Here is a 21,383-nt window from a genome sequence, read left to right as displayed (position 1 = left end):
CTCCAGTCTTGTAACTACAATTCAAATTCATATTACCATAACTGGAAAATTAATAGATATATTTATCGATTGATCTTTAAGAGTCAAATTTTTATAAGGGGGTATTTCTCCATCACTTTTGTAATGAGTCGTTGATCCACGCATCACGTGATAGGACATGTACCTAGAATTCGTTTCCCCGCCTTTTTTCCAGGTCTCTGTGAAGGTAACGATATATCTATCCTTTGCTATTTCTTCTGCACTTGTTGTTCTTTCTACTTGATAATCATCGATCATACCATGCCATCGTCCGATCTCATTAGGAAAGTCATCGATATCTGTTCCTTTCCCATCCGTGGCAGTAGCAACTGCATCTTCAATGGTGAATGGAGGCATCGGTTGTGAAATGTATTGCAGCGTTCCCCATGACCCCACATACAGCATGATGGGAGTAAGCACCAGCAACAATATCCCTACTCGATTTGGTACCCTAACGCTTAACCACCAATCTAAGCCGCCGTAGGCTAATGCAATAATCATACCCGCTAAGGCAAACGGCCAATTTGGGATTAATAAGTAAATAACTAGGCCAAAAACACCATGCAATAATAAAGCTAACCACCTATGCTGCACAAACCATTTTTTCCGTGCCCATTCTAACAAGAGCGATACCGCATTACCGTAAATTAAAATGATTGTGCCTATATACATGACATAAATAAATGACCAGCCCACAAGTGAATGACCAAGGTTATACGGGAACTCAGATGGACCAGTCCTGAGCACATAGGGGGCAGCCATTATTATGGAAGCTATTAAAGTTACAACAAATGTTGCTATCGCTTTCCGTATGATAAGTGCAGCTGTCATGTTCTGCATGTTAGCCCTCTCCTCATTTCAAATCCAATCGTTCTTATATCTAAATAGTATCCAATCCCTCCGCTTCAAAACAGTTCTAACTTTCATAGAACCCTAAGGTATCCCAGACAGCTACAACAAAGCAAAAAAAACCGCCAAACATGTTGGCGGCTTCATCTTTCTATTTGGATTCAACAGGATTCCAGCTTTTTTTGCCGTCATCTTCAAGAATACCTAATGTTACATCTGCAATGTCTTTGTCCTCGAGAAGCTTGGCGCGAACGAGAAATTTAATATCATCGGCTACCGCAAGCGTTAATCCGGGCTGCAGCTCCAAATATGCCTCAACGTGGTAATAGCGTCCTTCTTGAAGAATACGCATTTGATAAATATCTGTAACGGACTGTTCGGAAAAAATAATACGAGACACTTTGTCTGCTACTTCCTTTGGAGCAGCAACGCCAATAAGTCCGATCATATTGTCATAGCCGACACGATAAGCAACACCGACCATTAAAAATCCAATCAGCAAGGTTGCTATACCATCGACTGTCTTAAACGAGGTTAATGAAGCAACAATGACCGCGATCATCGCAAGTGCAGCTCCCGAAACGGCGACAAGATCCTCATAAAAAACTAATCGTGTAGCAGGCGCAGAACGACCTACATTTTTGAAAGCAGCTGAGAAAATTCCGAGCCCTTTCCCTTCTGCTCCCGCTTCGTGTAAAATTTCCTTCATTGCTTTCACTAAGATTATCCCGTCTATGACAAGGTTAACTATCAGTACCCCGATGTTTAACCAAATGCCTTCACTTGCAACAGGATGCAAAATGAGATGCCAGCCTTCACGAATCGTTTCATAAGCCATAATGGTAACGACAATGACGGCAACCATACAGAATATATTGATGACACGTCCAAAACCGGTTGGAAACCTTGGTGTCGGTTTTTTCTCGGCAAGAATACTTCCGGCAAACACAAATCCTTGGTTTATGGCGTCTGCCAATGAATGCATCGCGGAAGCAAACATGGTGCCGCTGCCGCTGAATGCTGCTGCGAACCCTTTAATTGCAGCGATAAATGCATTGCCGATCATCGCCACAGCGGAAGATTTATTCCCTTTCTTTATCAGTTGTATCAAACTCTGACGTTCTGGTTTAGACTCCATTTTCTCCCCCCGCAACATTTTATTTACCATTACCTTTCCACTATTGCCCGCTTTCAATCCCCTTTTTCGAGGCACTCCTATTGTATGCTTACCCACCCATGTCATAGGATAAACGAACAAGAACCCTTCACTATGTCCGACATAGCTTACTTCATTTTTCATTGTCGTACTTTAGGCCAGCGCTCTTGAAATCTTTTTTGCTCAAGCCGTCTCTCATAAATGGCGATTCGATCCTCGTATTCTAAGAAAAAAGGCGTTGGTCTGACATTCATTTCTAGAACATCCTCTATCCCACAAGGAGCAGTTAACACGAGATGGTCATGCTGATCTATTTTCAAACCTAAGGCGGTTACGGTCTCTGGAAATTTTGAAATGGCATCTATGGAGCATGAATACGGAGGATTGTTATTGATCATATGCATTCGGGCTTGGTTCTTAACGGACCAAGGTACGTGAGGGTTCATCTGATTTAATGTATTTTCCAGCTGTTTCTCCATCTGCTCGTCTATGTTGGAAGGATCGAAATATACGACATCAACATCGGCCAGCGGCGTTCGTTCCGTAAATCCGTGAAGGGTATCCCAAATTTTGCTGCGCACAAAGCCTGCACATACCCACCAATCTGGAAGCTGGAGTGTATTAACCTCTCTTAAGATGTTCATCATCCACTCATCCGCATAAACAAGCTGTATAATATCCTCTTTATTGTTTATCAATATAGACCCACTCTCCTGATTTGTTCATTTCTTGTTCAATATGTATGTCCAAGCCTGCAATTGGCGAATAGCCGTCGACATATGTTTCATCCGTCCTTACTATGAATGTCCATTTAAAGCCATCTCTCGGAAAAGTGAGCATTACATAGATGTTTTCGTTCTTATATTTTTTTTCTAATGCGTGCTGCAATTGTAATTTCGAGAACGACAATCCTCCAAGATATACAGCAACAAGGATTAATCCTGATAAAAAAATAAGTCTTCTTCTCTGAGTAGACGCCCCGATAATGAGAGCAGTGGTAAGCGTAAATAAAAGAACGGCATCGTTTCTATTCACAATAAAAAAGTCAGATTCCGTTTTAATGAAGGGATAAAAGGGAGCTACACCATTACCGATGAAATCTACAAATAAATGGCTAAGCACGCATATAGAGAGTATCAGCCAAGCTTTCTTAAACGATATTTTCTTTTGAAACCCATAGTAACAAGCTGCAAAAAACAAACCAATCACAGGTACGAGCCAAATAGAGTGACCAAGCAGATCCCCGTAAAGCTTCGAAATGTCTGGTGAAACAGCGGCTGCACCGCCGAATAGTAAGAGTATCCTGCGATTCACGTTTGATGCAGCCACTTTACCACAAAATAAATAAGCTAGGCTGGCGCCTACAACAAAATGTAAAAAAACATGTATGATATGACTTGAAATGCCCTCCATATTCACCCCTCAACTCATCCCATTAGAATGATCAGCCAAAACCTACAACATCGGTAATTCGTAATGCTTGCACATTTCCCGAATCACTTCACCGATCAACGATTCATTTTGAGGTTTACCAGGCTCTGCATTCATCATCACTGCAATGCAGCTTTCCTGGCGCGGATAGCCAACCAGCTTACTTTGAGATCCCACTCCCCAGCCTTGAGACACGAAGCCCAGCTGTTCACCAGCATGCGGAAGAAAGACGCCTAAGCCTACTCCTTTATCGCTTGCATAGCCTGTAAGCATCATCTTCGCCATGGCTGGTCGCAAAATACCATTAGGATCGCCATTCCATGCTTTCATGACCTCGCTTGAAAGTACTGACAATTCTTTGGGCGTCGTCCATAAGCCAGCGCCGGATAAATTGGGGTAGTGCGCTCTCTTCCCTTCAACCACATGCCCCCATTTGTCATGTCCCATGATTGCGCCTGCCGGTTCATTTGTTATGCCATCCCAGAAAAGAGTTCGTTTTAAGCCGAGTGGCTTCATAACAAGCCGCTCCAGAGCAGCAGCAAAAGACTCTCCTGACACATCCTCAAGTATTTGCTCTACAACCGTATAACCAGCATCTGAATAGGAGAATCGACTCTCTGGCAGGTATGTAACCTGAGCGAGCTCTGAATGATATTTGGTTGTTCCCATCAGCAGCTCTTTTGGAGAAGGAAAAGGGTCTTGCTCTTGATAAGTATCAAAGCTTCCCCTTAAATCTACAAACCCCGCTTGATGTGCCAGTAAATTGCGCAGCGTCACTTTCTTTTGCTTCGTGAACTGGTTTTCTGGAACATTCCACGAGACCAAGTAACGATTGACATCCTCCTCCAAGCTAAGCACACCCTCTTGCACCAAACAAAGCACACCAATAGCCGTAACCATTTTGCTTATTGAGCAGGCAGGGAACAAACTTTCCTCTGTCACCGTAAGCTGTGTTCCTGCCTCTACTACTCCATAGCTTCCTTGCCACGCCATTTGTCCATGTTGAAGAACGGCAATTCCTAATCCTGGAACACCATTCTGCTTCATTTTTTCCTGTATTTCAAAATTTATCATTGCCTCCTGGCACATAAGATCAGCTCCGTCACAAAACAATTTAGAATAATTTTACCTCATTATTCCATTTCACTCTGTATGACGGAAAAAAGCAACATCCAGTTTCATCTTATTTACATCATTTTTGCGGCAGGCTCTTATTTCTTAATCATCCTTCTAATAAAGTAAACACCCTCAACAATCAGGCCTGCTATAAAACCTCCTGCTACCGCTTCTAAGAAAACGAGGAAACTAACCAGGTCCTCCCATCCAGTCAAACCCTTGGAATACATAGCCATGAGTATAAGACCAATCATCATCCCGAGGTTGGAGAACAGCCAGAGCTTTCTCGCTCCAAGCCAGCCGGTAAAGCTAAATAAAAAAGATAAAATAGCTGCAAGCACCATGAATCGAAAAGCGTGCATGCCTGTGAATGGTTGGCCTAATATGAGAAAACGAATGAACCACAACAATAAACTAACGAGCAAGGATGATGCTCCAGCTACTAGCCACCACCTGCCGCTTCTGCTAGCGGGAATCCAGTGCATAAACCATTACCCCTCTCATGGATGAACGTTCTTTTTTACTTAAACGTATGAAGCGCTTACTTTGTTTCGTTCATCCGCTTTCGCCTTGCTTTAATTCAACTATATATGCTCGCAGCAAAAAAAGGAGTACAGTTCGCCGCTGCTATGAAACATAGAGGCGTGCTGCACTCCTTATCTGAAATCCTATTTGCAAACTACATCGCTGCGTTTTGAAGACTCATTTCCTTCGGGAGCTGGAAAACAACATTTTTTGCAATCAGCTTATCCATTAAAGCTTTAAAAGGAGCAACCGAGATCCAGTCGTGAATCATAATAATCTCATTTCCGTTAGAAGCTTGTAAATCATCCCGTTCGTTCACAACGTCTGCCCGCTCCAAATCGAAAGTATCCCATGTACATTCCACATGAAGTCCGCTCTTTAGGCTGCCTGAGATACGCTCGCTATATTGCATATTCTCGAAAGACGGTTGATGGTAGCCCAGCTGATCCAACACCCGCTGAATGCCTTCGAAATGGTCGTCGAACGCCTTGTCTTGCAAATGCTGCATAAATGGAAAACGAAACAGCTTTGAAGGCCTGATCGTTTCTGCTTTTGTATACAGCTCATCTATTATACGGTCGGTTCTCTCGATCTGCTCTCTTGCGTCATGCAAGCTGATAGCTGAGAAATCAGCATGATCATAGCTGCGATTTCCGATGATATGGCCAGCCTTAATGGCGTCTATCGCTTCCTTGGAGAACCTTTCCAGTGCTTCACCCATACAAAACCAAATCGCCAAAATTCCTTTTGCGTTCAAAAAATTGACCTTTTGTACAAAATCTTCGGCAGGACCGTCATCAATCGTGAGGTACACCGCTTTTTCAGCCGCTAACATAGCAAGAAACCTCCGTTTATTTATTGCTGCCAACCTTTATCATCTATGTAGTATACCATAAGCATTCATTCATCTAACATTCTAATGAGAACATCATGTATTCCTATATTAAAAAATAACAAACAGCAAACCGAATGTCAGAACGACATCCGGCTTTTTTTGCAAGTTATTTGGTTTAGTTAAAAACCTTACATTTAGGAATGTTGTCTAGCTGAATTCAATTCATTCTCATTTTGATGCCATTCCTTGAGCATGCTTTGATAAAAAAGATTTTCCTGCATGCTGAGCCCTTGCTTGTTGTCTTTAATAATTAAATTACCGATATTCCGCTTCAAAATGATGCTCCGACGTCCTAACATGTCCATATAAGTCAAGTAAAATCACCCTCCAGCTGATGTTTTCCAATCGGTCTATATAAGTATAACGAATGCTATACCTATTGAAAAACCGCATCAGGCTGCGCTATAACTAATAATTCCGTCTAAGGAGGAATGAGCGGAATCCAATACTAGCCATTCGAAAACATCCTGCCATATCCTCCTTTTAACTTCCCTTTCGCTTCATCATTTGCTGGAAAAGCTTGAGAGCTACGGTTTTATCCGCTCATTACTAATATGGTTCGTTTTCAATTCGGAGCGAAGGATTCGAATCTTAACTTTTACCGTTACAGGCGCACTCGCAAATACTTCGTTCCATCTTCCGGCGAGCGGAGCGAATTGCGAATAATGACTACGAAACATTTGCTCTCCAAAACCGAATACATCCATACCAAATTTCTTCTGTATGTTTCGAATCGTCTCTGTTATTTGCTGCTCCAAATAATCTGAACCCAGCTTCTCTAGCTTCTCATACCCCGAAACCTTCGTTATATCAATGGAATCATCAATGCTCGCAACGATGCCGTCTGCCTTCAGGTTCACCTGAATTTTCACTTTCCCCTTATCCATAACAGCTTGATAATCAGAATGCATATGTCGAAGCCTTATGGCTGCATTATACTCATGATACGGAATCGAAATTGTTGTTTCCCTCACCTGATTGTTGACGATCATCAGCATTCTGCTATCATCGACAGAGATGAAGCCTTTCAGCTTGTCCTCAGAGAAAATGCCCGCTCCGGAAATGACAATGGATGACTTTGGCGTGACCATCTTGATGCTTTCCAGTTTGTCAGCATCCTTACTGGAGCCCTTAAGCGAGATTGAACCCAGTATCAGCTCTCTTCCTTCGGCTAGAAAAGCTTCCGAGGCATCGTACAACCGACTTTGGGGAACTCCCCCCCTTGAGTTGCGATAGCTTTTTAATTGGGAAACGATTTTTGAGGAAGCTTGTATATTCCTAGGATATAGAACCTTGAAAATTTGGGAGGCGTGAACACCTTGTGAGATTAAGACTAAGACATCCTCTCGAATAAACCTTGTGCGCTGCAGCGGGTCTAATAGTTGTTGAATCCCCTGCCTTGCCAACCGTTCGTCGATAATAATAACGCCAATATGGGAGATGAGCAGGCTGCGATCCAAGCTTTCGTTGAACCGCTCCAAAAGATCAGTCAGCGAATTTCCTTCCAATGATTGCACGATTGAAGGGGTTGTATCCTTGCTCTCCTCCGGCCGTTTAGCCATCATGGTCTCAACGGTCAGTCGCAGCTTGGCGTGCTCTCCTGGCTCCAAAGCTATTCCTGTAAGAAGGGATGTTTTATTCAGCTCCGAACTATCCCAACAACCTGCCAAACCAAGAGAAGAGGCTGTCAAACATACGGCAATAAGAAGTCTAGCTGCTTTAATCACGGCTCTCTCCTCCTATCCCTTCATCCGGCAAGGGAGTCTGAAAAATCAAGACAGCATCCTTCTGATTGTTTGCACGAAATGGGATGAATGGAGACAGATAGACAACCCCAAAGGATTGCAGTCTAACCATATGAATCAATAGGAATGCGGCACCCAATATCACGCCATAGAGCCCAAGCAGCCCCGCTAGAAAAATAAATCCAAACCGCAAAAGGCGGATGTTGGCGCCAAAGGTGTAAACAGGCGCAGCAAAGCCGGAAATAGCGGTTAATGCTACGACAATGACATTGATGCTGGAAACGAAACCTGCTTGAACTGCCGCCTCACCAAGCACTAATGCTCCAACGATGGATATCGTCTGACCGACGACCCTTGGCATCCGCGTTCCTGCCTCGCGCAAAATTTCAAATGTAATTTCCATTAATAAAATTTCGATAACTGCAGGGAAGGGGATGCCCTCCCTCTGCGCAACGATGCTTGTCAGCAGCACCGTTGGTATCAATTCAGCATGAAAGGTCGTTATCGCTATATAGACAGCGGGAACCAGAAGCGAGAAAAAGAAAGCTAAATACCGCAATACCCTCGTAACGGTACCGAAAGCAAACCACTGATAATGATCCTCCGGCGATTTGAAAAAATCGTTCATGACAGCCGGAACAACGAGCACGAAAGGGCTGCCATTCACAATGATGGCGACCTTCGCCTCCATAATGGAAGTGCAAATCGCATCCGGTCGTTCACTGCTATATACGGTCGGGAACAAAGAGAAGCTTCTTGGCCTTAGAAGGTCCTCCAAATTGCCGGAATCCATGACGCTGGACATTTGGTTCGTCTTCAGCCTATTTCTGATCTTACTTAAAACCTTGGAGTCGACCCCTCCCTCTAAGTAAGCTAAATACACGGAAGTAGACGATTTAGAGCCAACGGTATATTGCTCAAATCGCAGCTTATCATTAATCAGACGCCTGCGAATTAAGCTCATATTCGTATCCGCCGATTCCGTAAATCCATCCTTTGGTCCTCTTACGACGGCTTGTGACGTTGGCTCAGCGACCGTTCGATTGTCCAGCTTCTTCACGTCCAGCATAAGTATGGAAGACGCGCCATCTATCACCAAACCGGCATAACCCGCAGCTATCTTATGCGTGAGCTCCTTCAGATTATCTATAAGCTCGCTGGACAGCCCACTGAAATACTTCTCCCCTAAACCTTCTAGTATCGCCACAGAACTGCCAGCATCTTCACGCTCATTCATATGCGATAGCGGCTTAACAATATGATCCATTATAAAAGAGACACTCGTCATCGTTTCCAAATAACAGAGCATCCCTGTGACTTCACCGATACGTACCGACACAACAGTAAGATCATTCGTATTTCCGAAGGCATTCTTTACATACGTGCGAACTTGATCGATTGACTGTATAGGCTGACTATTCATCCCGTCCTGTGAAGGTTGGTTAGATCGGTTCATTCGCATTGCCTCTCTTTCGATTAGAACGTATCCATAACAATGCTCCCGTTAGAAGAGGAAGCACAAACTGAAACGGAATATGCAGGAAGTAGATGACAAAGTGAAGCCCTTCCTCCGAATGCTCAGCGAAGTTTTGCGTGACGATGAGTGACATTGCCCCTATTAACAACGCAAGCGGGTAGATGTATGTCCGGCTAGCCCTACGAAATACGACTGAAACGCCTTTGGCGCCTGCGTATAAAAAAACGGCACATTTTAAAAAAACTCCAAAAATGGTGATGAATGCAACAAGAGCATCCATCCGGTTAATAAAATCCAATACATTAATGAGCCTTGCCGCATCCAGCAGCGGAAATGTTGAAAATTTCTTATACGCCATTCCCATCGTCCAAATTTGCAGCAAATCAGAGAGCGTCAAAATCAAACCTGCACTTATAACTGCCCACACTCCCGCTTTGCGAAATGATTTCTTCCCGCCCATCCTCGAACACAGGACGAGAAAAACAATCATCTCACCGTAGGGGAACCACAATGAGTTTGCCATGCTAGTCTTGATGATCGGAACGATGCCTTTAGACAAGAAAGGAAACATTCTTTGCAGTTCAAGCGACCCACTCATGTACAAAAGAGCGGCTATTGCAATAAAGAACAAAATAATTAATCCAATAACAACCTCCGATAACCGTCCCAATGTTAGCATACCGCCATACGTTGCATAAGCGATAATAAGTACAAACAGCACTACAACGATCTCCTGCGGAGTTGCACGCAAAAGCGTAGTCATGACAAGTTCTAGCATGTCCCGAACATTTCGGGCGGCTATATATAGAAAATAAACGGTATAACAGAGCACGAACGTTTTGCCGAGTACGCTGCCCCAAGCAGAAATCAAGAGGGCATACAATCCTTTCGGAGACTCCGAGGAAACAAAGGCAGTGTAGAAGAGGAACAGCAGAAGCGCTGGAACGACGGTTACGATTTGAACTAGCCATACATCTTCCACCAGCTTCGGTGTGCCAAAAAGGATTGACGTACCTAACAATAGAACAAGCATGAGACTATAGATTTGAAATGTAGTCAGTTTATTCGCCATCGATTAACCTATCCCTGTGCAGCTCGCTGCTTGATCGCTGTGTTTTCTTTGATTGTTTCCCGCCTCGAAATCGTTTATAGCTTCTCAAGTCCCGTGATAGTGCGACGATAAAAGCAACTATAACCATCAAATAAGTTTGCCAGCTATTATAAGCTAGTGACTGCTTATAGAATGCGTGCCCAAACGATTCATGATATACACCCATATCTAATACAGCAATGAGCAGAGAAGCTAAAATAGAAGCCGCTAATACACCTATTGTCGTCATCAGCTACAGCCCCATTCCTAACACTTTTATTTACCTTCTCTATTTTTTACGAAACTAATGGTAATTATGTATAAAATTGCAGCGCATCCTCCTAAACAAAAAACCACAACCTCAGGAGGTTGTGGTTTATCGCAAATATTAGGCTTTACCTAGGATCTCATCTATTTCGCTTTTCAGTAATAGATATCTGTGGACGCTGCGGTTAATCGAAACCTTAGTCAGGTTATGCTTAAGCACATAAACCTTCATCTGGTCCTTAGTCAGGCCTAACAGGTCACCGGCCTCGGTAACGGTTAATACAACTTGCTTGCTCGTTGCATTAAATGTTTTTTTCACTTTTTGATCCCAGTCTTCAAATACTACCTGCATATTTCCGACTCCTTTATCATAGTCAATGGTCTTTATTGACTGCACCTCTCAATTATAACACGAACAGCCCTATAATCTTCGCTTGATAAAAATTTTATGGTAAATAAAATATATTTTGGCCATTCTACTGAAAAACAATTACCATTAATCCATACTTTTCATAAGTGTATACAAATAATCAACCGACCGCATGGCATACTCAAACTGATAAGGTTCTCCGTTTTTCAATAAAACAAGGCAAGGTACACTCGTAATTTTCCATGCATTTCGCAGCTGAGGCGCATAATTTATATTTATTTTATACAAGGTTACTGGAACCTCTGCGGCTACCACAACTTCCAACATTCGCTCGGCAACCTTACAGGTTCCGCAAAACGGTGATGAAAATAGCAGCGCATCCTTACCATTCCCTATCCGATTCAGCTTTAGCCAGTCTTCTTCTTGGATTTCTTGTATTGCCATCTGTCATCTTCCCTTTCTGCCAAAAAAGACAGTCGTTCATTGCTTACCGTATTTATATTGTAAAATGTTTTGGTGCTTTAGGAAAGAAAAACTGAGGCAAGCAAACACTTTATACCCCAAGCTATGATCAAAATAAATGTTATAATTAGCTGATTCATAAAATGATTTTATTCGTCAGGGAGACCACTTCGTCATGAAACCAATTGATCAAATGAATGTTACAGAGTGGCACGCGCTATTTAGCTCTCGTACCGAATCTCTGTCTGACCATACCCGAAATATCGCTTATGTACATAGTGCACTGGCAGCTATTGACCAAATAAGACCCAAGCTTCCCCCTGCTCAAAACAACCTATTTGAGCTGCATGCTCATCTACATATTCTGATGCTGCTGCTTAATCTTATTCAGGATCAAAAGGGACATTCAGGTTCCTTTATCGGTTTTCATACACACGCCGCTATTTCTGACGTTCAGATTGCCATCACTAACATTATGCAAATGCAGATGAGACCTGATGCTGCCGATGAGCTTGATTATTGGCTGCTCACAAATGAAACATTGGCCTTTTTACGTCGACTCATGCTGACGGAAGCAGGTGCCAAGCCGTATTTTTCTGATCCGTATTTCTGGCTATGGCAATACTGGGTAATCCCTAATCAGAATGATATGCGCCTATGTCTAGAAGAGCTGGAGCAATTGAAAGCTGCAGCCTCTAAGCTCGGCTCATCGCTTTCCCGTTACCCTTTGCAGCTTGCCGAGGCGTGGATGAACTTCTTCTTACAACGCGACCAAGAAGCGTGGAGCAAATTTAGAGAAATAAACAGCAGCTATGAGCTTCGTCCAGGTGACTTATTTCATCTCTTATCGGTGATGTCGGGGCGTGAACAATGGCAGCGTTTATCGAATTGGCTGGTGGAGACGAAGCCGTATGTAGAGAAAAGCCGTTTTAACAGTTTGGAAATCTTTTATAGCTACTGGGACGGGGTAATCGAGCATATTCCAGATGCGGAGCAGCATATGTGGGAACCTCTTATTCAAGCACTGCCCTATGTTAGTTCTATTTACGAACAAAAATTGCTCCATCATGCCAAATGGCAGCAGTGGATAGATTATCAGCTTAGTACGGGAACTGAGCCGCTTGACTATCGTGTCATTGTATTCGCCCCAATTGAGAAACATGCGCCTGAACTGCTGCTCCCGATCTATCACCAAGCTGTGGAAAGATATGTTCTGCTCAAAAACAGGGTTGGCTACAAAACCGCTGTGAAGCTGCTCAAACGCCTTGCTAAGCTGTACAAAAAAAGGAAAGACGAAGAACGATGGGATTCATTTATTACTGCGTTCGCCTCTCGTCATAGCCGGCTTCGCGCGCTTCAGGAGGAGCTTCGGAAAGGAAAACTAATACCATGAGCAAGTTCACAAAAACAATTACCGTATACGCAAGTTTAACGACACATGGCGATGCTCTTCTATACGGAATGAGCGGCACGGGCGACTTCCTATCCGGCGTCATCCTGAAACAAAGCTTGTTCGCATGGCATACACCCTCCTTTTACGGAACGGAACTTGAAGTTCAGCAGGTGGAAGGACTGGAGCTTGTATTGCTTCCTGCCGAGCAGGTCATTCCTTTTTTTGCGGAAAATACGGTGCTTGAGCACGTGGAATGGATATGGGAAGAGCAAGCTGGACTGCTTGTTAAGCTAGCCCCCTTGCTAGCAGCAGAAATCAAAGTTCAACGCTATGTACCGAGTTTCTCAGCATTTCGTTCGGGAAGGCTCCAGTGGAGCTGGGACAATGCTGCTTTAAATGAGCAAATTCAGACCATGGTTAAGAAGACACAAACAGACGATAGCTTTAAGGCGGGATTGCTTGCAGCTTTTTCCGCTGCTGTTTTTGATGCCAACTACGGAACAGAAACGACTGCCGCTGATTTGCGAAGAGAATACCCGCTCCTCTTTGCCAAGGATCATGGCTCAACTGCCGGACTTGATGCACAGGCATGGCTGATCGCCATCGGCTGGAAAGTCGATCAAGCTCCTTTCCGGCCGATGCTCCAACTGGTCGAGCCCGTTGATATCGATGCACCGTGGCAGCTCAAGCTTATTTTACAGGACAAGCTCGATCAAGCGGTTATTGTAAACGTTAGATTGTCTGATACAGGTGTAGCCTACGGCTCGTGGCCTACTACGTGGTCGTCACCTATACGTGAACGTTCCGCCGGGTGGCTGGATCGTCTGCGCGCATGCTTGCTGTCAGACCTTCTAGCGGGCAATCGTGAGGATATTTTGAACGCCCCGTTGAAAAATGACGCCGCTTGGCGTTTTCTTGCAGTGGACAGTCCACGTCTATTAGATGCGGGTTGGCAGGTTCTGCTTCCCGCTTGGTGGGAAACCGCCAGCCGCAAGAAACCACGTCTTCGCGCTAAAATCAGCACAAGCAAAAGAGAAGAAGGCTCCCGTGAATCTTTATTTGGACTGGATACATTAATCGAATTCGACTGGCGCATTGCGATTGGCGACACTGACCTTACTGAATTCGAGTTTAATGAACTCGTTGCTCGTAATGAGCGTCTCGTTCGCTTCCGAGGACAATGGGTGTCGCTTGATCCCGCCTTGCTGGCGCAAATCCGCAAAGCGATGTCGGGTATTGACCGCGCCGAGGGTCTATCCTTTCAGGATGTTCTTCAGCTGCATCTGCTAGGAAGCGGTAATAACCAAAGTGATGACGAGCAGCCTGAACAGGAGACAGAGCAAGATCATCGCATTCAGCTGGAAGTTGAGCTGAATGAACATCTGATGACGCTGGTCAGCCAGCTTAATCAGCGGACCGAATTGCCTTTGCTTGCTGTTCCAGCCGGGCTGCGTGCCGAGCTTCGCGCCTATCAGCATGAAGGTTACGCTTGGTTATCCTTTTTACGACGATTCGGACTTGGCGCATGTTTAGCCGACGACATGGGTCTCGGTAAAACGGTTCAGCTTATCACTTATTTGCTAAATCTCAAGGAGAGCGCAGAAGATTCGGAACAACACATGCCCTCACTTATTATTTGCCCAACCTCGGTTCTCGGCAACTGGCAGAAGGAGATTAGTCGCTTTGCACCCTCACTTCGAGTCATGCTTCATTACGGAAGCAGACGCCTTGGAGGAGAACATTTCCTAGAGGAAATCCGGCACGCCGATGTCATACTAACCTCATTCGCAACAGCTACACTTGATCAGGACATGCTGAAGGAGATCACCTTTGCAGCCATTTGTTTGGATGAGGCACAAAATATTAAAAACGCGCAGACCAAGCAGTCCGCAGCCGTTCGGAGCTTTACTGCGAAACATCGCATAGCTCTGACCGGCACTCCGATCGAGAATCGTCTATCGGAGCTGTGGTCCATCTATGATTTCATGAATCCGGGATTTCTGGGGAGCGCGCACGGCTTTCAGCAGCGCTTCAGCAATCCGATTGAGAAGGAGCGCAATGTTCAGCGTACGGCAGATTTGCAGAAGCTAGTTAAGCCATTCATGCTGCGGCGCAAGAAGAAGGACCCAGCGATCCAGCTTGATTTGCCGGACAAAAATGAAATGAAAACCTATATCCATCTCACAGCTGAGCAAGGCGCACTTTATAATCAAACCGTTAATCAGCTTATGGATCGCATGCAAAAGCTTGAAGGCATCGAGCGCAAAGGCGCCATTTTATCGTCCATTATGCAGCTGAAGCAACTATGCGATCATCCTATGCTGCTAACGAAGGAACCTATTGTAGACAGCTCTGCGCCCGCTGGTGAGGAAATGGATACTGAGCGTCTCATTAGCCGATCCGCTAAGCTGGAGCGATTGCTCGCCATGGTGAGAGAACTGCGAGACGAAGGGGAACGCTGCCTTATTTTCACCCAATACCTCGGTATGGGGGAACTGCTTCAGACCGTGCTGCAGCAGGAGCTGCAAGAGCCGATCCTATACTTGAATGGCAGCACCTCCAAGCTGGCACGGGATCGCATGATCGAGAAGTTCCAATCAAATGAATTGCCGCCTGAGGAGCAGCCTAACGTATTCATTCTGTCGATCAAGGCTGGCGGCGTCGGGCTTAACCTGACAGCCGCTAATCATGTATTCCATTTCGATCGCTGGTGGAATCCTGCTGTCGAGAACCAAGCAACCGATCGAGCCTACCGGATGGGACAAACCCGCGACGTTCAGGTCCATAAATTTATCTCGCTTGGTACGCTTGAGGAGCGCATCGATGAGATGCTGGAAAATAAGCAGCAGCTCAGTGAAAATGTCATCTCCAGCTCAGAGGGCTGGATCACAGAGCTTTCAACGGATGAACTGAAGGAGCTCTTCACTTTGCGGCAGGATTGGAGCGACTCATAAGGAGCTGTTTTCTTTATGACTTGCCGTGAAATAGCCCTTTGTGCTACACTGATGCTAATTTAAATGAACGGAGGGTTACGTGTGATAGACTATATCCGAGTTAGGTCTTTGCGCAGCTGCTAATTGAATAGCGCCAAAGCTCTGCCTGTGTGCAGGGGACTCAGGATAGGTCTGCCCATTTTGAAGGTAACCCATATAAACAGAATACGTCGACTTTTGTAGGGAGCATCCCGACTCGCGTATTCGCCTTTAGAGCGGAAATTCCATACGTTTATTTAAGCGTACATGGAAGACCATCAATCCATAACGATAAGGGATATTGGATCCCTCATGGATTTTTTTACTGATACCCGCTTACCGATAACGGTGAACACAGGCAGAGCTGCCTGTGTTTTTTTATTTTATAAATAACCGTTAAAAGGATGATGAATAATGGAACAACCGAAGCAAAAGGCAATTATCGTCGGGGTTCAGCTTCAAAATCAAACTGACTTTGCATATTCCATGGAGGAGCTTCGCAATCTAGCTTCCGCCTGCTATATCGAGGTTGTCGATGAACTGAGCCAAAAGGCGGCACGCATCAATCCCTCCCACTATATTGGGACTGGAAAGATACAAGAGCTGCTTGCACTACTGGAAGCGCATGACGCGCATGTCGTTATTTTCAATGATGAGCTCTCTCATTCCCAAATTCGCAATTTGGAAGCCGCTTTGGAGCGGACGGTTATTGACCGGACGATTCTTATTCTAGATATATTTGCGGAACGCGCCAAAACAAGAGAAGCCCAGCTGCAAGTCGAAGTCGCTCGGCTTCAATATATGCTTCCCCGCCTCGTAGGACTTCGCGCATCTTTGGGGCGGCAAGGCGGCGGAGCCGGACTCAAAAACAGAGGCGCCGGTGAGACGAAGCTTGAGCTGGATCGGAGACGAATCGAGGAACGAATTACCGCTCTGCAAGCAGAGCTTGAAAAGCTTGTAGCTCGGCGTCAAATCCAGCGGAAGCAGCGTCAAAAGAACGAAATGCCTGTCGTCTGTCTCGTCGGATATACGAATACAGGCAAATCCAGCTTGATGAATGCTTTGCTTGAGAAATATAATCCGGAGACGACGAAGCAGGTGTTTGCGCAAGATATGCTTTTTGCAACGCTGGAAACATCGGTTCGCAGCATTGATCTGCCCGATAACAAATCATTCCTGCTAACGGATACGGTCGGTTTTGTAAGTCAGCTGCCCCATCATCTTGTAAAAGCCTTTCGTTCCACCTTGGAGGAAGTGACCGAAGCTGATCTACTCATTCATGTCGTCGATTACGCCCATGCCAATTATGAGCAGCTTGTCGCCGTTACGAATGAGACGTTGAAGGAGCTGGGCGCTTACGACCTTCCAACGATTTATGCTTACAATAAATGTGATCTGACGGATCATGCTTATCCAGAAGTGCACGAAACACAAGTCTACCTCTCCGCCAAAAAGAATATCGGATTAAATGAGCTTATTCAGCTCATTCGCGACCATGTCTTCGACGATTATATGGAATGCGAGCTGTTGATTCCGTTCAGCCAAGGGCGTTTGGTCGCTTACTTTAACGAGCATGCGCATGTGCATTCTACGGATTACGAATCGGAAGGCACACGAATGAAGCTGGAATGCCGCGTATCCGATTTCGAAAGGCATCGAAATGAAGTAACGGTGCTCTAAGCAAAAAAAGAGGCTGTCCGAAAGGCTAACAACCTTTTGAGAGAACACTGAAAAAGTCGACGTTTTGTTGCTTAAAGCAACAAGACAACGACTTTTTTCAGTGCTCTCCCGTACGGGGGCGGCTTCTTGCTGCTTCCTCATTAATTGGAGCGATAAACATAAGGATCTTTGGGTGTCTCGATTGTCTTCCAATCGGTCACCTTCAACACGGGAATCGTTTGTTTAAAGGGCTGATAAAGCTCCCAAGTCAGTTTCCCCGATACATGCACCCAATCATCGTCCTTAATTTGCGTGTTTTTCGGAAATTCAACGAGCATGCCAAAAACGCCTGAATCCGCCACGCAATGGATGAAGCCGAACCGGAAGACAAAATAATGGTTGCCGTCCACCTGCTGCCCTTTATAAGCGAACCCATCGAACCCAATGGTTTTGCCCATAAATGCTTCCGGCGTATTGTAGATGACTTCCATACCTTTCAAATAATCCGCATCCGTCAGGATGACTTCAGGCCGATTTATGAATTGCGCCAGTTCTTTGTTTTTGACATTAACATAATCGTCCTTGCGGTAAAAAACGCTTGAATCCGGCTTCAGAAACTGGTGGGCGCCAGGATTGTTTTGGATGTTTTCTTCAAAACTCGGGAAGGAAAAACCTTTTGCCTTCACAAAGCTTGAATCAAGCGCATAGGCCGGCAAGAATAATCCTGTAAAGATCGGCACAAATAAAATGAAGTAGCCGATAAATCGTTTCAGCTTCGTATCGTTGCCGTGGGAGTGGCCATGATCATGATGATGAGCGTGATCATGATCATGCACTTCATGACAGCATTCCTTGTCGTGAACATGCCCGGCTGCAGCAGCCGCCTGCTTCTTCTCCTCGGCAATCTGCTGGCGTGAGACGCGTACGAATTCAAAGATACTTAAGAGACCCATGATAACGACGGCGCTTATGGATAGGTAAGCATATTTCATATTGATATATTTATTAATATCTCCCGTATAATGCAGCATAAAAAACATAAAAGAAAATCCGAACAATATAACGAAACGCATCATCCGAATAACCTCCCTACAAGCAACGATCCAACCAACGTAAACAACGTTACGAGCGCAATTAAGACAGCGACAAATTTGCCGCGGTATGTTCCGAGAAGCATAAGCGTGTTTTTAATATCGATCATCGGTCCAAAAACAAGGAAAGCCGATAATGAGCCTACTGCAAATGTGCTTCTGAAGGAAGCTGCAATGAAGGCATCCGCCTCCGAGCAAAGCGAAATAAGGAAAGCAAGGGCAATCATGACCAACGAAGAAGTCACCGGGTTGCTGCCTAAATGAAGCAAATAAGAGGTCGGTACGAATGTTTGCATGCATGCGGCGATAAACGCGCCGAGCACTAAATATTTGCCGACGGAGAAAAATTCTTCAACCGCATGGACGACTACCTCATAAAGCTTCTTGCCGGGCGGAACATGGGAAGCGGCTGGCACTTCCATGCCAGGCTCCATGGCCGCGGCAGCTTGTCCATCTTGAATGCGGAACGGAAGCTGCTTGAACATAAACGACAGGATAATCGAAACGGAGAAAGCTACCGCGATAGCAAGTCCAGCCCGAATGCCAACCATCTCCCAATCATTCCCAAAGGCGATATAAGTGGAGAACAACACGATTGGATTGATAATCGGTCCAGTAAGCATAAACGCAATTCCGGCATGCAGCGGCATACCCTTGTTTATTAATCTTCGCGTAATGGGTACAATCCCGCATTCGCATGAAGGAAAAAAGATGCCGATTCCGCAACCCAATAAGGTAGCCATATAACGGTTGCGCGGCATGATGCGCGTTATCCATCCTTCCTTCACGAAAGTTTGAATTAATCCGGAAATAAGGACGCCGACTAAGACGAAAGGGATAGCTTCCATCACCATGCTAATAAAAATCGTATTTAATTGATATAAGGTCGTCAAGCTTGCTCCTCCTGCGTTTGCTACATTTTCCAACTACATCTAGCAATTGTCTCTGCCTCTGTATATGGTTGTAAACCACTCTCGACCTGTATGTCAAGCTTGACTCAAGAAAGAGCCGCTCAGGATTTTCGACGATATATTAAATTAGCGTGGTGAATGATTAACGTAATAATACAAAAAAGAGACTGATGATCGCTCACCAGCCTCTTCTTAAGCGTAAAATATTACTTTATAGGGTTAATTGCTGCGATCTTGCGGGTGTGGCTCCACCGCGAGTAACGCTGCTTTGGCGTTAGCCTCAACCTGTGCTGGGTCCTTGCAGCCCGGGATAACCGCCGTTACAGCAGGATGCTTCAAGCACCAAGCAAGCGCCCAGCTTGCCATATCGACACCTTGTGGTACCTCTTCACGTTGAATTTCCTCAACTTCCAGCAGCTTAAGCCGTGTATTCTCGGCATCATGCCTGTGGCGTACATCCGTTTCGCCGAACACGGCACCCGGCTTATATTTACCGCTCAAATAGCCGCTCGCCAGCGGAACACGCGCAAGTACGCCTAGATCCTGCTGCTCGCATACTGGAAATACTCTTTCCTCCGGCTTACGATCAAGTCGATTATAGACAACCTGAATGACGCGGGAATTTACTTTGGCTGATGCTTCCGTCTGATGAAGATTGTCATTGCTGCCGATAGATGTTCCAAGAAACCGGATTTTCCCAGCTGCAATTTGCTTCTCCAAAGTCGTCCACAGCACATCATTATCAAATGCCTGATCGGGTCCGGAATGGAATTGGTACAGGTCAATGTACTCCGTCTTTAACGCTTTCAGCGAAGCATCAAGCTGTGCTACGACGCCTTCGGCGTCAAATACGTCTGTACGGGTGAAACGCTCGTGAAAATGATGGCCAAATTTTGTTGCTATGATCCAATCCTCGCGGTTGCGGCGGCTGATATAATCTCCAATGAGTGATTCTGAGAGGTGATCGCCGTAACATTCTGCGGTATCAATCAGATTGATGCCGAGCTCACGCCCTTTGTCGAGAATCATATCGACTTCATTCTGTGAATACTCCCGGCCCCATTCTCCTCCAAACTGCCAGGTTCCGATGCCGATTACCGACACATTTAGCTCTGTGCTTCCGAGTCTTCTATACTTCAAGATCAACACTCCTTCTAAATGATTTGTTGCCTGTCCTTATCATTTTAACATTTTAAACCATAGGTAAGAAATAGCATGGTTCAGTATTCTGTGCTACAATACTGAAATTGCTATGGCAATTCTATTAGGGAGGTTTATTGAATCACCATGCTTATTATTGGTATCGCTGGCGGCACCGGCTCGGGAAAAACCACGGTCGCACGCTCTGTCATTGAACGTCTTGGATCGGAAAAAGTGACTTTCATATCTCAGGATAACTACTATAAAACTTACTCGCATCTCAGCATGGCTGAACGCGAATTGATCAATTATGATCATCCTCTCTCTTTCAACATCGAGCTGCTCGCTCATGATCTGCTTCTTCTTAAAGAAGGAAAAACAGTTTACGCGCCGGTTTATGATTTCGCCGCTTATGCACCATCCACTACCGAAATCGTAGAGCTTAATCCGAACAATATCGTTATATTGGAAGGACTTCATGTGCTCGCAGAAGAAAGCATACGGAAGCTGCTAGACATCAAGGTATTTGTCGATACGGACCCCGACGTGCGTATTCTTCGCCGAGTGCTTCGGGATATCGAGGAGCGCGGCCGGACGATACAATCTGTCCACGACCAATATTTGAACACGGTTAAGCCCATGCACGAAGCCTTTATTGAGCCGTCCAAAAAATATGCCGATCTGATCATTCCTGAAGGCGGACATAACGAGGTTGGCATTCAATTGCTGACCATATTAACGGAGAAATATATGACAGATGACGAGCCGCCGACTATCGGTTAATTACGCTCTAATCATAGGAAAGGGGCTGTCCTT

Annotated in this window: 21 protein-coding genes; 4 read left to right on the top strand and 17 right to left on the bottom strand. The window is 45.2% G+C overall.

From position 1 onward, the window contains the following. Positions 1-27 precede the first annotated feature (27 nt). The 14 genes from AC787_RS18230 to AC787_RS18165 form a co-directional block, all read right to left on the bottom strand. Positions 28-858: a hypothetical protein gene (locus AC787_RS18230; protein ID WP_054026083.1), complete on the bottom strand. Its 831-nt coding sequence runs from the start codon at positions 856-858 to the stop codon at positions 28-30. Positions 859-1,018: 160 nt separating this feature from the next. After that, the gene (locus AC787_RS18225; protein ID WP_054027127.1) at positions 1,019-2,005 is read right to left on the bottom strand and encodes a cation diffusion facilitator family transporter; all 987 of its coding nucleotides are present in this window, start codon (positions 2,003-2,005) and stop codon (positions 1,019-1,021) included. Positions 2,006-2,163: 158 nt separating this feature from the next. Continuing rightward, a complete protein-coding gene (locus AC787_RS18220) occupies positions 2,164-2,724 on the bottom strand; it encodes a nucleotidyltransferase family protein (RefSeq protein ID WP_054026082.1) in 561 nt (186 codons plus the stop codon). Then, the gene (locus AC787_RS18215; RefSeq protein ID WP_054026081.1) at positions 2,708-3,436 is read right to left on the bottom strand and encodes a metal-dependent hydrolase; all 729 of its coding nucleotides are present in this window, start codon (positions 3,434-3,436) and stop codon (positions 2,708-2,710) included. Before AC787_RS18215 ends, AC787_RS18220 begins: the two co-directional genes overlap by 17 nt. A 42-nt stretch (positions 3,437-3,478) precedes the next feature. Then, positions 3,479-4,528 carry a serine hydrolase domain-containing protein gene (locus AC787_RS18210; protein WP_054026080.1) on the bottom strand — a complete coding sequence of 350 codons (1,050 nt, stop codon included), beginning with the start codon at positions 4,526-4,528 and terminating at the stop codon, positions 3,479-3,481. 137 nt (positions 4,529-4,665) lie between these two features. Continuing rightward, positions 4,666-5,055: a hypothetical protein gene (locus tag AC787_RS18205; protein ID WP_054026079.1), complete on the bottom strand. Its 390-nt coding sequence runs from the start codon at positions 5,053-5,055 to the stop codon at positions 4,666-4,668. Positions 5,056-5,249: 194 nt separating this feature from the next. Next, the gene (locus tag AC787_RS18200) at positions 5,250-5,930 is read right to left on the bottom strand and encodes a polysaccharide deacetylase family protein (RefSeq protein ID WP_054026078.1); all 681 of its coding nucleotides are present in this window, start codon (positions 5,928-5,930) and stop codon (positions 5,250-5,252) included. Between the two features lie 194 nt (positions 5,931-6,124). After that, the gene (locus AC787_RS18195; protein ID WP_054026077.1) at positions 6,125-6,304 is read right to left on the bottom strand and encodes a hypothetical protein; all 180 of its coding nucleotides are present in this window, start codon (positions 6,302-6,304) and stop codon (positions 6,125-6,127) included. Between the two features lie 213 nt (positions 6,305-6,517). Beyond that, positions 6,518-7,717 carry a Ger(x)C family spore germination protein gene (locus AC787_RS18190; protein ID WP_054026076.1) on the bottom strand — a complete coding sequence of 400 codons (1,200 nt, stop codon included), beginning with the start codon at positions 7,715-7,717 and terminating at the stop codon, positions 6,518-6,520. Beyond that, complete coding sequence (locus AC787_RS18185) at positions 7,710-9,191, bottom strand: spore germination protein (protein WP_063847543.1); 1,482 nt, start codon at positions 9,189-9,191, stop codon at positions 7,710-7,712. Before AC787_RS18185 ends, AC787_RS18190 begins: the two co-directional genes overlap by 8 nt. Next, a complete protein-coding gene (locus AC787_RS18180; protein WP_054026075.1) occupies positions 9,178-10,284 on the bottom strand; it encodes a GerAB/ArcD/ProY family transporter in 1,107 nt (368 codons plus the stop codon). Before AC787_RS18180 ends, AC787_RS18185 begins: the two co-directional genes overlap by 14 nt. After that, the gene (locus AC787_RS18175) at positions 10,274-10,552 is read right to left on the bottom strand and encodes a hypothetical protein (RefSeq protein ID WP_054026074.1); all 279 of its coding nucleotides are present in this window, start codon (positions 10,550-10,552) and stop codon (positions 10,274-10,276) included. Before AC787_RS18175 ends, AC787_RS18180 begins: the two co-directional genes overlap by 11 nt. Before the next feature lie 138 nt (positions 10,553-10,690). Next, a complete protein-coding gene (locus tag AC787_RS18170; RefSeq protein ID WP_054026073.1) occupies positions 10,691-10,921 on the bottom strand; it encodes a hypothetical protein in 231 nt (76 codons plus the stop codon). Between the two features lie 144 nt (positions 10,922-11,065). Continuing rightward, positions 11,066-11,383 carry a thioredoxin family protein gene (locus AC787_RS18165; protein WP_054026072.1) on the bottom strand — a complete coding sequence of 106 codons (318 nt, stop codon included), beginning with the start codon at positions 11,381-11,383 and terminating at the stop codon, positions 11,066-11,068. Between the two features lie 193 nt (positions 11,384-11,576). Between AC787_RS18165 and AC787_RS18160 the strand changes: the two genes are divergently transcribed. From AC787_RS18160 to hflX, 3 genes are all read left to right on the top strand, one after another. Continuing rightward, a complete protein-coding gene (locus tag AC787_RS18160; protein ID WP_054026071.1) occupies positions 11,577-12,794 on the top strand; it encodes a hypothetical protein in 1,218 nt (405 codons plus the stop codon). Further along, positions 12,791-15,748, top strand: a complete 2,958-nt coding sequence (locus AC787_RS18155) for a DEAD/DEAH box helicase (RefSeq protein WP_054026070.1) — start codon at positions 12,791-12,793, stop codon at positions 15,746-15,748. The genes AC787_RS18160 and AC787_RS18155 overlap by 4 nt, the downstream gene beginning before the upstream one ends. A 432-nt stretch (positions 15,749-16,180) precedes the next feature. After that, the gene (hflX, locus tag AC787_RS18150; RefSeq protein ID WP_054026069.1) at positions 16,181-17,446 is read left to right on the top strand and encodes a GTPase HflX; all 1,266 of its coding nucleotides are present in this window, start codon (positions 16,181-16,183) and stop codon (positions 17,444-17,446) included. A gap of 140 nt (positions 17,447-17,586) precedes the next feature. Here the strand turns inward: hflX and AC787_RS18145 are convergent, their stop codons facing one another. The 3 genes from AC787_RS18145 to AC787_RS18135 all read right to left on the bottom strand — a co-directional run bounded on the left by AC787_RS18145 (position 17,587) and on the right by AC787_RS18135 (position 20,567). Then, the gene (locus tag AC787_RS18145) at positions 17,587-18,501 is read right to left on the bottom strand and encodes a TIGR03943 family putative permease subunit (protein ID WP_054026068.1); all 915 of its coding nucleotides are present in this window, start codon (positions 18,499-18,501) and stop codon (positions 17,587-17,589) included. After that, the gene (locus AC787_RS18140; protein WP_082360830.1) at positions 18,498-19,409 is read right to left on the bottom strand and encodes a permease; all 912 of its coding nucleotides are present in this window, start codon (positions 19,407-19,409) and stop codon (positions 18,498-18,500) included. The genes AC787_RS18145 and AC787_RS18140 overlap by 4 nt, the downstream gene beginning before the upstream one ends. Before the next feature lie 237 nt (positions 19,410-19,646). Next, positions 19,647-20,567 (bottom strand): aldo/keto reductase, encoded by a 921-nt coding sequence (locus AC787_RS18135; RefSeq protein WP_054026067.1) that lies wholly within the window; start codon positions 20,565-20,567, stop codon positions 19,647-19,649. A gap of 147 nt (positions 20,568-20,714) precedes the next feature. Here AC787_RS18135 and udk point away from each other — a divergent pair, with 147 nt between their 5' ends. Beyond that, the gene (gene udk / locus AC787_RS18130; RefSeq protein WP_054026066.1) at positions 20,715-21,350 is read left to right on the top strand and encodes a uridine kinase; all 636 of its coding nucleotides are present in this window, start codon (positions 20,715-20,717) and stop codon (positions 21,348-21,350) included. Positions 21,351-21,383: the final 33 nt, after the last annotated feature.

Origin of the sequence: Bacillus sp. FJAT-28004 (assembly GCF_001280845.1) — a bacterium.
Classification (GTDB): Bacteria; Bacillota; Bacilli; order Paenibacillales; family Paenibacillaceae; genus Pristimantibacillus.
This window is presented reverse-complemented; position numbering and strand designations above follow the sequence as displayed.

Coding starts and splice junctions, on each gene's coding strand:
- AC787_RS18230 (WP_054026083.1), bottom strand. CDS start 858: ATGCAGAACATGACAGCTGCACTTATCATACGGAAAGCGATAGCAACA.
- AC787_RS18225 (WP_054027127.1), bottom strand. CDS start 2,005: ATGGAGTCTAAACCAGAACGTCAGAGTTTGATACAACTGATAAAGAAA.
- AC787_RS18215 (WP_054026081.1), bottom strand. CDS start 3,436: ATGGAGGGCATTTCAAGTCATATCATACATGTTTTTTTACATTTTGTT.
- AC787_RS18210 (WP_054026080.1), bottom strand. CDS start 4,528: ATGATAAATTTTGAAATACAGGAAAAAATGAAGCAGAATGGTGTTCCA.
- AC787_RS18205 (WP_054026079.1), bottom strand. CDS start 5,055: ATGCACTGGATTCCCGCTAGCAGAAGCGGCAGGTGGTGGCTAGTAGCT.
- AC787_RS18200 (WP_054026078.1), bottom strand. CDS start 5,930: ATGTTAGCGGCTGAAAAAGCGGTGTACCTCACGATTGATGACGGTCCT.
- AC787_RS18185 (WP_063847543.1), bottom strand. CDS start 9,191: ATGAACCGATCTAACCAACCTTCACAGGACGGGATGAATAGTCAGCCT.
- AC787_RS18180 (WP_054026075.1), bottom strand. CDS start 10,284: ATGGCGAATAAACTGACTACATTTCAAATCTATAGTCTCATGCTTGTT.
- AC787_RS18175 (WP_054026074.1), bottom strand. CDS start 10,552: ATGACGACAATAGGTGTATTAGCGGCTTCTATTTTAGCTTCTCTGCTC.
- AC787_RS18170 (WP_054026073.1), bottom strand. CDS start 10,921: ATGCAGGTAGTATTTGAAGACTGGGATCAAAAAGTGAAAAAAACATTT.
- AC787_RS18165 (WP_054026072.1), bottom strand. CDS start 11,383: ATGGCAATACAAGAAATCCAAGAAGAAGACTGGCTAAAGCTGAATCGG.
- AC787_RS18160 (WP_054026071.1), top strand. CDS start 11,577: ATGAAACCAATTGATCAAATGAATGTTACAGAGTGGCACGCGCTATTT.
- AC787_RS18155 (WP_054026070.1), top strand. CDS start 12,791: ATGAGCAAGTTCACAAAAACAATTACCGTATACGCAAGTTTAACGACA.
- hflX (WP_054026069.1), top strand. CDS start 16,181: ATGGAACAACCGAAGCAAAAGGCAATTATCGTCGGGGTTCAGCTTCAA.
- AC787_RS18145 (WP_054026068.1), bottom strand. CDS start 18,501: ATGATGCGTTTCGTTATATTGTTCGGATTTTCTTTTATGTTTTTTATG.
- udk (WP_054026066.1), top strand. CDS start 20,715: ATGCTTATTATTGGTATCGCTGGCGGCACCGGCTCGGGAAAAACCACG.